The 10260-nt window shown below is 74.9% G+C and carries 9 protein-coding genes; 5 read left to right on the forward strand and 4 right to left on the reverse strand.

Annotation, left to right across the window (positions count from 1 at the left end; all coding sequences use genetic code 11):
• Window positions 1-118 precede the first annotated feature (118 nt).
• A complete protein-coding gene (locus tag V7E45_RS34895) occupies window positions 119-499 on the forward strand; it encodes a hypothetical protein (RefSeq protein WP_333778270.1) in 381 nt (126 codons plus the stop codon).
• A gap of 169 nt (window positions 500-668) precedes the next feature.
• Complete coding sequence (locus V7E45_RS34900; protein WP_333778278.1) at window positions 669-3074, forward strand: SpoIIE family protein phosphatase; 2406 nt, start codon at window positions 669-671, stop codon at window positions 3072-3074.
• 9 nt (window positions 3075-3083) lie between these two features.
• On the opposite strand, the gene V7E45_RS34905 is transcribed toward V7E45_RS34900, so the two are convergent.
• The 4 genes from V7E45_RS34905 to V7E45_RS34920 form a co-directional block, all read right to left on the reverse strand.
• Window positions 3084-3245, reverse strand: coding sequence for a hypothetical protein (locus V7E45_RS34905; RefSeq protein WP_333778271.1), 162 nt, complete (start codon window positions 3243-3245; stop codon window positions 3084-3086).
• Between the two features lie 66 nt (window positions 3246-3311).
• Window positions 3312-3794 carry a flavin reductase family protein gene (locus V7E45_RS34910; protein ID WP_333778272.1) on the reverse strand — a complete coding sequence of 161 codons (483 nt, stop codon included), beginning with the start codon at window positions 3792-3794 and terminating at the stop codon, window positions 3312-3314.
• Between the two features lie 112 nt (window positions 3795-3906).
• On the reverse strand, window positions 3907-4611 hold the full coding sequence (locus tag V7E45_RS34915; protein ID WP_333778273.1) for a peptidoglycan-binding domain-containing protein: 705 nt from the start codon (window positions 4609-4611) through the stop codon (window positions 3907-3909).
• 111 nt (window positions 4612-4722) lie between these two features.
• Window positions 4723-5583, reverse strand: coding sequence for a hypothetical protein (locus tag V7E45_RS34920; protein ID WP_333778274.1), 861 nt, complete (start codon window positions 5581-5583; stop codon window positions 4723-4725).
• Between the two features lie 299 nt (window positions 5584-5882).
• On the opposite strand from V7E45_RS34920, the gene V7E45_RS34925 reads away from it, so the two are divergent.
• The 3 genes from V7E45_RS34925 to V7E45_RS34935 all read left to right on the forward strand — a co-directional run bounded on the left by V7E45_RS34925 (window position 5883) and on the right by V7E45_RS34935 (window position 10181).
• Window positions 5883-6608: a TetR family transcriptional regulator gene (locus tag V7E45_RS34925; protein WP_333778275.1), complete on the forward strand. Its 726-nt coding sequence runs from the start codon at window positions 5883-5885 to the stop codon at window positions 6606-6608.
• Window positions 6609-6808: 200 nt separating this feature from the next.
• The gene (locus V7E45_RS34930; protein ID WP_333778276.1) at window positions 6809-7225 is read left to right on the forward strand and encodes a Zn-ribbon domain-containing OB-fold protein; all 417 of its coding nucleotides are present in this window, start codon (window positions 6809-6811) and stop codon (window positions 7223-7225) included.
• 190 nt (window positions 7226-7415) lie between these two features.
• Window positions 7416-10181, forward strand: a complete 2766-nt coding sequence (locus V7E45_RS34935; RefSeq protein WP_333778277.1) for a hypothetical protein — start codon at window positions 7416-7418, stop codon at window positions 10179-10181.
• Window positions 10182-10260: the final 79 nt, after the last annotated feature.

Here is a 10260-nt window from a genome sequence, read left to right on the forward strand (position 1 = left end):
CGGGGGGGGGGGGGGGGCCCCCCCCGCGGGGGGCCCGGGGGGGGCCCCCCCCCCCCCCCCGGGGGGGGGGCCCCCCCCACACCGTCGGACACCCTCACGACGCCGCACACCGGAAGCGATGATCATGCCCCTGACCACCATGCGCCTCAGCCCCGACTGGCCCTGCCAGGTCAAGACGCCCGGCAGCTACGACTGGGAACGCTCGGCGGCCAAGTGGCTGCGCGACCTGATCCCGGCGCGCTACGGCAGCTACCCCGCACTCATGCGGCACCCCGTCCTGCTCGCCCGGCACGCCCAGATACAGGTGCACCAGGAGATCCGGGTGGCGCGGACGGCGCTGCAGACGGCCCGGGCCGAGCTGCCCGTCCTCGGCATCCCCGAGTCGGTCATCGAACACACGATCAAGCTTTACGCCGCCGAGGTGCTCCAGCTCCAGCACATCGCGCGCAGCGTCCGCGCGGTCAGCGAGGCGCTGGCCGCGCGCGGCACCGGCCGCTGACGGCCCGCACGGCGGCACTCCCGGGGTCTTTCCCGCCCGCTCGGTCCCCTTCGGGCACCCCTGCCGGGCAGCGGGGTCCCGCGTGCGGGCGGGCCCTCTTTTCCGGAAAAGCCGGACGTATCCTGCCGGGAAAGCCGGACGTGGCAGACGAGTGATCGAACGGCCCGAGATGTGCAATGCTCATCGCGTGACGAGCGAGCCAGCGCCCCCTGTGGACCCCGGCGCCGGTGCCGATCTGGTGGCACTGGCCAAGGTCGTGGCCCGGCAGCGTGCCGAGATGGCACGGCTGCGCGACGCGGCCGCCACCTCGGCGGTGCTGGAGCGGGCCAAGGGCGCCCTGATGGCGACGACCGGCTGCACCCCCGACGCCGCCCACGAGGAGCTGCTGCACCGCGCCAAGAGCGGCAACCGCACCCTGCTGGAGGAGTGCTGGCTCACGCTCGGCAGCCTGGTGACCACCGAGCGGCAGCCCGCCGAAGCGGTGGACGCGCGCCGCTCCGCGACCGTGTCCTGGGAGCCCGGGCCCACCGCCACCGGTGATCTGGTGGACGTGCTCGGCCAGGTCGGCCGGGACCTGGTCGGCGTCGGCTCCCCGCAGGAGCTGGCCGAGAGCCTGCTGGAGCACCTGGCGCCCGAGATGGGCGCGGACGCCGTGCTGCTGTACGAGCGGCAGCACGGCAGCGGACTCGACCTGATCGGGCACGCGGGGCTCGGCGCGACCCTCGCCGCGCAGTGGCATCACGTGCCGCCACTGAGCGGGGTCCCGCCGGTCGACACCCTTCAGGCCGGCGAGCCGCGCTGGCTGGAGGACGTCGCCACGGACCGGCTGCGCGACCTGGTCATCGGCGATCCCGAGCGGTGGCGGTCGAGGGCCTGGCTCCCGGTGCCCGGCGGTGACACCGCGAGGGTCGCCCTCGGTGTGCTGCGCCGGCCGGCCGGGGCGTTCGCGCCCCGCGAGCGGGAACTGCTGCGCGCCGTGGCCCGGCTGTGCGCGGGCCGGCTGCGCGCCTTCGACGCCCCTCGGGAAGGTGCCGACCACGACACCGCGCGGAGCGTGCAGTCCGTGCTCGACGCGCTGCCGGGAGCGGCCATCCTGCTGACTCCGCTGCGCGCGGTCTCCGGCGAGGTGGAGGACTACCGCATCGACGCCGCCTCCGCCGAGGCGGTCGACGTGTTCGGCCGCACCGGGCGGGAGATGGTGGGCAGCCACGTGCTGGAGAGCTATCCGTCCGTCGCGGGCGAGCCGCTGTGGCTGGGTTACCTGGACGCGCTCATGACCGGTGCGCCCTTCGAGAGCGAGCCGTTCGCCTACCAGGACGTCTCCGACGGGGTGCCGGTGACCGCCACCTACTCGGTGCGGGCGGCCCCGCTCGGTGACGGACTGCTGGTGACCTGGCTGCGGCACGACCCCGCCGAGCGGCAGGAACAGCGCCTGTCCGACGTCCAGCGTCTGGGCAACCTGGGCTGGGCCAACTGGAACCTGGTCACCCAGGAGATCACCTGGTCCCCGCAGACGTACGCCGTCCTCAACCGCGACCCCGCGCTCGGACCGGTCCCGCTGGAGCGGCTGCCCGAGCTGGTGCTGCCCCAGGACGCCGATCCGCTGGCCCACGCGATCGCCCAACTCGTCCAGCGGGCACGGGCGTTCGACGTGCCGTTCCGTGTCGAGGCACCGGACGGCGTACGGCACCTGCGGATCGTCGCCGAGGCCGTGACCGAACCGGACGGCACCGCCGCCGACGTGCACGGCTTCATGCAGGACCTCACCGCGCAGCGCAGCGCCGAACTCGCCCTGGTGGAGAGCGAGCGCGCGATGCTGCTGCAGCGCGGGGTGCTGCAGGCCGAACGGGCGCTCGCCGCCCGGTTGCAGCACGCCCTGCTGCCGCTGCCCAGCAAGCCGGTGCTGCTGGCCGGGCTGCGGATCGAGGTCGCCTATCTGCCCGCCCAGTCCGGCATCCACGTCGGCGGCGACTGGTTCAGCGCGATCGAACTGCCCGACGACGCCGCCCTGTTCGTGGTCGGTGACGTGGCGGGCCACGGCATCGGCGCCGTGGCGACGATGGCCCAGCTCCGGTTCACCGCCAAGGGCATGGTGAGTACGGGCTCCTCGCTCACCGACGCGCTGGCGCGGCTGAACCGGCTGCTGCTGCACTCGCGGGACAGCCGGGCCACGGCCACCATGGTCCTCGCCCGCTACGACCCCGGGACGCACGTGCTGACCTGGGCGCAGGCGGGGCATCCGCCGCCGCTGCTCGTGCGCGGCGGTGAGGTGCGCTATCTGGGGCGCCCGGGCGGCATGCTGCTCGGCGCGAGCGCGAGACCGGTCTTCGAGTCGGCGGAGATCCGGCTGGAGCCCGGGGACCGGCTGCTGCTGTACACGGACGGTCTGGTGGAGCGCACCGGCGAGGGCATCGACGCGGGCTTCGACCGCCTGGCCGACGCGGTGCGCGACCACGAGCGCCACGGTGCCGGCGCCCTGGAGGCGCTGCTGGGCAGCATGCTGCCGGACGAGCGGCGCGACGACGTGTGCGTACTGGACATCCGGATGCCGGACGGCGACCGGGGCGGGGACTGAGACCGGGCGTCAGTCGTCGCCGCGGTGTCGCCAGTACCAGCAGACGCCGACGACCAGGGCCAGCAGGAGGGCGGCGGGCACTAGCAGGCCCGGGATGCGGGAGCCGGTCATCGGCGTGGCCTTCGGTCGTGGTGCGGGGGCGGGTCCGCGCAGGCCGCGGACGAGTGCCATGGTGGGGCCGGCCGACCGGACGCCGGGCCGGGGTTTTCCGGGGCGTTGCCCGGTGTTCGAGCCGGGTCAGTCCACCGGGTGACCCGGGGTGATCGGGAGCGCTTCGGACAGCCGCAGCAGCGGGCCGCCGGGCCCCTCGCCCCACCGCAGCGGGTCGAGGACGAAGCCGACGTGGTCGCCGCCGTCGGTGCGGTGCAGGATGTCGCCGACGAGCCAGGCCGCCGCGCCGGTCAGCACGGCCGCGCCGCCGGGGCCCTCCCACCAGTCGACCTGGGCGAACTTGTCGACCTCGTCGCCGGTCTGGCCACCGAAGACCACCGCGAGGTCCCGCTGGTCGCGGGTGAGGAGGTGGACGGCGAGGCAGTGCGCGGCCCGCGCCACCCGGTAGGTGCGGTTCTCCTTGGACAGCCACACCGCGAATCTCGGCGGCCGGATGGAGCACTGCGAGGCGAAGCCGACCAGGCAGCCGGCCCGCTCACCACCCGCCACGGCCGTCACCACGCACATGTCGGGGTCCAGCCGGTGGAAGAAGTCGTCCACGTCCGCCATGCCACTGCGCTCCCGTCCGCTCCGTCGTCGCATCCTCAGCGTGCCCCGGGACGCCGGGCCGATGCGCCGGACGGGGAGTTTTGCGGAGGAGGTCCGTCCGGGGGCCGGTGGATCAGCCGCCGGCCGGGCCGGTGCGGGACTCCAGGGCCCGGCGGGTGTCGTCGCCGTAGACGCCGGTCTCGTCGCCGCTGACGCCGTACCAGAGCTGGAAGCGGGCGACGGCGGCGGTGAGGACGGCGTCGTAGGTGCCGTCGGCCGAGCCGTCCCGGTAGACGTCGGGGATGCGCAGCAGGCGCTGCTGGAGTTCGGTGACCTCGGGGCCGGTGTCGCCCTGGCGGAGGGTGCCGGCGCCGTCGGGGTCGCCGGTGGCGGTGGTGGCGGGTGTGGCCGGTGCCGGGGCGGCCGGTGCGGGCGTGGCGGGTTCCCGGGTGGCGGACGGCGAGGGCCGCACAGCCGCGCCCGCCTCCTGCCGGGCCGGGAGCAGCAGGGCGCAGCCGAAGCCGACGAGTGCGGCCGCCCCGACGGCCACGGCGACGGCGGCACGGCGCAGGCCGGAGCCGGGGGTGCCGCCGCCCGGCGGGGGCTGCGCGTCGCCGGGGAAGGGCGGCAGTTCCTGTGTCTCGTCCTCGGCCGGACGGGACGGACCGCCCGCGGTGCCCGGCCGGGGCGCCCCGCCGAAGGACTCGTAGCCCTCCGGCTCCGGGTACGTCTCGCGCATCAGCTCCGCGAGGGCGTCGAAGCGGCGCAGCCGCAGGACGCGGACGGGTTCCAGGACCGGTCCGGGGCCGGGCCGTTCGGGCTCGGGCGGTGTCGGCACCCTGCTCTCCTTCCGTCCCTCGCGGGTCTGGGCGCCCGCGGTCCCCGGAATGAGATACGGCGTGCGCGGCGGCCTCGTTCAGCTCGGCCGGCGGGCACGGCGCCGGTGCCGTCAGGCGGGGACGAGCGCCTCCCGCTCCCCGTGCACGAAGCGGCTGAGCGACGCCGTCAGGGCGGTGACGAAGGCGTCCCGGTCCTCCTCGGGCAGGGCGTCCAGGGAGAGGTAGGGGTTGAGGTCCTCCAGTTCGACCAGCAGCAGTCCGCCGTCCCGGGTGCGGCAGGCGTCGACGCGCTGGATGCCGTGGCCGAGGGCGTTCCAGTCGATGAAGCGGCGGGCGAACTCCAGGTCGGCGGCGGTGGCCGCGTACGGTCGCAGCTCCCAGCGGCGCCGCGGGTCGGGGGCGTACAGCGCGTACTGGAAGTCGTCGTCCACGAAGTAGAAGGACACCTCGTGGGCGAAGTCGACGCACGGCTGGACGAGGAGGCCGCCGTCGGCGAGCCCGGGCAGGCCGGTGAGGCCGCCGGCGGGCACGATGCGCAGGCCGAGCGAGTCCGCGCCCAGCTTGGGCTTGACCACGTACCGCTCGGTCGTGGGCAGCAGGTGCAGGTCCTCGGCCCGGTCGACGGTCGGGATGACCGGGAAGCCGGCCGCGGAGAGGTCGACCAGGTACTGCTTGCCGGCCATGTCCGCCTTGCCGGTGAGCGGGTTGTACACCAGGGTGCCGGCGTCGAGCGCCCGCGCGCGGAACGCGTCGTACTCCTTCTGGTAGCCGAGGACGGGTCCGCTGTTGCGGACGACGACGGCGTCGTGGGCGTCCATCAGCGCGGCCGCGTCCAGCGGGTGGCACAGGGCGAGGTCGAAGTGCTCGCGCAGCCGGGAGGTGAGGAGGATGTCCTCGTCGCAGTACCGGCGCCCACGGGCCGGGTACGCCAGGTCGGTGACGTAGAGGACACGGGGGCGGGCGGTGGGCATGGGGTCTCTCCTCGGGCGCGCCGCACCGTGCCGGCGCGGGATGCAGAAAGGTTACGTCCGGGTGCGGCCGCACTCGTCCCCGGCCCGGCTCTTCGTACGATTCGAGGCCGAGGAGGAGGGGTTCAGGTCCCGCGGGTGGGCTCGAACTTCGTCAACGGCATCGAGAAGCTGCCGGTGGTGGTCACGCTGGCCTGGGGCCCGGCAGGCCGCGCGAGCGGCAGAGCACTCAGTTCCCCCGTCCGCGCTCCGACACTGCACTGAGTGCCATCGACGTGGGTGGGGGTGCTACGTTCCCGTCCATGAGCTCCAGCAGCGCGGCGCCGGCCGCGAAGCCGCCGATGCGGGACGCCCTGGTGGCGGCGGCCTTCCAGCTCTTCCTCGAACGCGGGTACGAGCAGACCACCGTGGACGACATCGTGGCACTGGCCGGAGTGGGCCGGCGCTCGTTCTTCCGCTACTTCCCCTCCAAGGAGGACGTGGTCTTCCCCGACCACGAGCGCTGCCTGGCCGACATGACCGCGTTCCTCGCCGCGGGCGCCGAGGAGGACGAGCCGGTGCGGCGGGTGTGCGACGCGGCCCGGCTGGTGCTGCGGATGTACGCGGAGAACCCGACCTTCTCCGTGCAGCGCTACCGACTCACCAAGAAGGTGCCGGGGCTGCGCGCGTACGAGCTGTCGGTGGTGTGGCGCTACGAGCGCGCGCTCGCCGGGTACCTGCGCGGGCGGTTCGCGGACCGGCCCGGGGGGACGCTGCGCGCCGACGTCGTCGCGGCCGCGGTCGTCGCCGCCCACAACAACGCGCTGCGGTCCTGGCTGCGTTCGGACGGCGAGGACGACGCGGGCGCGGCGGTGGACCACGCCCTCGGATACGTCCAGGCCGCGTTCGGCCACGAGGCGCCCGAGGACCCCGGCGCGGTCCACCCGCGTGGCGAGGGCGCCGAGGACGTGGTGGTGCTGGTCGCCCGCCGGGACGCGCCCCTGTGGCGGGTCGTCCGGGAGTTCGAGACGGTGCTCGGCCGCGACTGACCCGGCGCACCCGACCCCCGACCCTCGGCAGGACCGCACCCCCACAGAGTCTTCGCAGATTCGGGGTACGGAGTGCCTTTACGAGTGACACTGAGTGCCATACTCTGTCGACGTGCACGGTGGCACCTCGACCGGGCACACGCGTGCGCGGTTCGCGCCGGGCGCGCGGGATTCCGGCCGAGCGCAGGGAGTTGACCAGCGTGTACCACCACTCAGCAAGCACCTCGCATTCGGCGGGCGGCTCCGCGGCGGGCCTCCTCGATCCCGTTTCCTCGGATTCCAGGGACGCCATCCACTACCAGCGCTGCACCTGGTGCGGCACGGCCATGTACCACCGGCTGCTGTGCCCGGTCTGTCAGGGCAGCGAGCTGCGCACGGAGCGCAGCGAGGGCAGCGGGACGGTGCGCCACTCCACCGTCGTGCACCGCAACACACCCGCGGCGCGCAACGTGTCCCTGATAGAGATGGCCGAGGGATTCGTCGTCCGGGGCCGCGTCATGGGTCCGCCCGTCGGCATCCACAGCGGCGACCGTGTGCGGCTGTCCACGGCCAAGGACCCGGTGCGCGGCGAACCGGTCTTCCAGCTGCTGGACGAGCCGTACCGCGCCTGGACCTGAGGGCACGCCGGCCGAACCGGCCACGGCCCCGCGGCCGTTCCGGCCGCCGTCGCCACCTTTCCGGCCAACTCCTACCTCTGATCGAACACTTGGCCTTCACAGGCAACCCACAGAGTCTCCTTCCCGTCCTCCGGGGGCGAGGGGCGCCCGGGACAGCCGGGACGCCCGAGTCGGGAACAGAGGAGGAACTGTGGTCCGTGCCCGGCGCATTTGGATCGCCGCCGCCGCGCTGCTCGCGGTGGCGGGCGCGTCCCCGGGATCGGCAGTCGCCCAAGGTCAACCACACTCCACGGCAGGGACGTCGACCGCAGGAGCCGACGGGACGCTGCCACCCGGGTGGGGCATCGCCGGCGGCCGGTCGGCGCCGCAGCTGGTGTGGCGGTCGGACCGGCCGGTGCCCATGGGCGACGCGCGGGTCGAGTTCCGTTCCGGCGGACGGCTGCTGGGGATACCCCGGCCGGCCGAGGACGGGCGCACCTTCCGGCTGCGACTCGACGGCGAGCACCCCGGGCGGCTGCGGGGACTCCAGGTCTGGTCCGGCGGCCGCCGGCTGGACGTCACCGGCCATGCCCCGGCGACCTCGGCGGCCCGCCCGCCGGCACCGCTGCCGGCCAACGCCGTCGACCCGGGCAGACCGGGCTCGTACCACACGACGACCGGTGAGTACCGGCTCAAGTCGGTCCGGCTGCCCGGCTTCGCCGCCCCGGTCGAGATGCGCGCGGTGGTCGTCGCGCCGACCGGCGCCCGCGGGCCGCGCCCGCTCGCGCTGTTCCTGCACGGCCGCCACTACACGTGCTACAAGGGGCACGACATCACCGGTGACTGGCCCTGTGCGGCCGGGACGAAGCCGGTGCCCAGCCACCGCGGTTACCTGCGCGACCAGAAACTGCTGGCCTCCCAGGGGTATCTGACGGTCTCGATCTCCGCGAACGGCATCAACGGCCAGGACTGGGCCGCCGAGGACGGCGGCGCCCAGGCGCGCTCCTCCCTGGTGCGGCTGCACCTGGCCCGGTGGGCCGACTGGGCCGAACACCCCGAGACCGCACCGGCCGTGGTGCGGGACGCACCCCGCGCCGATCTGTCCCGGGTCATGCTGATCGGCCACTCGCGAGGCGGTGAGGGCGTGAACCGGGCGGCGCTGGACAGCCTCTACCCGCCGCCGGCCGCGCAGGACGGCTACCACGGAGCGGTGCGCTGGACCATCCGCGGCCTGGTCCTGATCGGCCCCACGGTCTTCGGCCAGAACCCGGTGCCCGACGTGCCGTCCGCGACCATCCTGCCCGGCTGCGACGGCGATGTCTCCGACCTCCAGGGCGAGGTGTACGTCGACGGCACGCGCGCCGTCAGCCGTGGCGGCGCCCTGCACAGCGCGGTCTACGTCATCGGCGCCAACCACAACTTCTTCAACTCCGAGTGGACGCCCGGGCAGGCCACCGCGCCCGCCGAGGACGACTTCCCGGACGACCCGCAGCAGCGCGACCCGGTCTGCTCCAAGCACACCGCCACCCGGCTGACCGCCGCCCAGCAGCACCGCGCCGGTTCGACCTACATCGCGGCCGCCGCGCGGGTGTTCCTCTCCGGCGACGACCGGGTACGGCCGCTGCTGGACGGTTCCGGCAGGCGGGCGCCGTCGGCGGACCCGGCCCGGGTCCTCACCCACGCCGTGGGCGGACGCCGTGACGCCGGGTTCCTGCCCGACGGCGGGGTGTCCGTGACCGGCGCCCGGCTGTGCGCGGCGGTCGACCCGGCACCGGCCAGGACCTGCCTGGGACAGGGCGCCAAGGGCAGCTCGCCGCACTTCGCGCAGTGGGAGACCGACCGCGAGGCCGGGCGGCGCGCCGTCGCCCTGCGCTGGACCCGTGCCGGCACCCCCGCGCGGGTGCGGGTGAAGAACCCGGTCTCGCTGAGCGGTGACAAGGCCCTGGCGCTGCGCCTGTTCGTGCCGCCGAACTCCCGGGGCACCCGTCTGGACGTGTCCGTCACCGACGCCTCGGGCCGCAAGGCGGTCCTCGGCAAGGTCGCGATCGACGGGCTGCCGGGCAGCGAGCGCACCGCCTCCTACTGGGCGCGCGAGATCCGGGTGCCGCTGACCGCGGCCCACCGCGCCGGGCTCGATCTGCACACGATCAAGTCCCTCGCGCTGACGCCGCGTTCGGGCTCCGGGCGGGCCTGGCTGATGGACGCGTGGGGCTGGCGGCCGGGGCTGCCGGCGGGGCGCCCCGCCGAGCTGCCGCGCGTGGACGTCGGCCGGACCACCGTCGCCGAGGGCGACTCCGGCGAGCGCACCTACCGGGTGCCGGTCGAGGTGTCGGGCCACGGCAGCGGCCAGGTTCGGGTCTACGTCCTGGACCCGGTCACCGGCCAGGGCAAGGACCGGCTGGTCACCGTGCACCCGGGCGGCCACGACATCGACGTGCCGGTCGTGGTGAAGGGCAACACGCGCTACGGCTCCGACATGACGTACGACATCCTCGTTAAGGCGGTCCGGGGCGCGGTCGTCGGCTCCTACCGGGGCGGGATCACCGTGCACGACGACGACCCGGCACCCGCCATGACCGTCACCCCGCTCGCCGACCGGGTGACGGAGGGGAAGTCCCTGAAGTGGCGGGTGTCGCTGTCCGAGCCCGTCGACATCGACATGGGCACGGCATTCACCGCCGTCGCGCCGGCCGCCGGCCCCGAGCTGTCCACGAAGGACGTGTCCGCGCGCTGGCTGGGCGAGACCAGCGGCGCGTCGCCCGACCCGGAGCGGCCGCTGTCGAAGCTGCCGGGGGGCCTTTTCCTGTGGGTGGGCATCCCCGCGGGCAGCACCAGTACGGACATCACCATCCCCACCGTCAAGGACCGCGTGACGGAGCCGGCCGAGTCGGTGCGGTTCCAGCAGCTCGACGACCGGACCGACCGACCGCGGCCCGGGGGGCTCGAGTTGACCGGCACGGTGCTCGACGCGTCGTGACCGGCCGGGGGGGGGGGGGGGGGGGGGGGGGGGGGGGGGGGGGGGGGGGGGGGGGGGGGGGGGGGGGGGGGGGGGGGGG

The organism is Streptomyces sp. IBSBF 3136, from assembly GCF_036815105.1.
GTDB lineage: Bacteria > Actinomycetota > Actinomycetes > Streptomycetales > Streptomycetaceae > Streptomyces.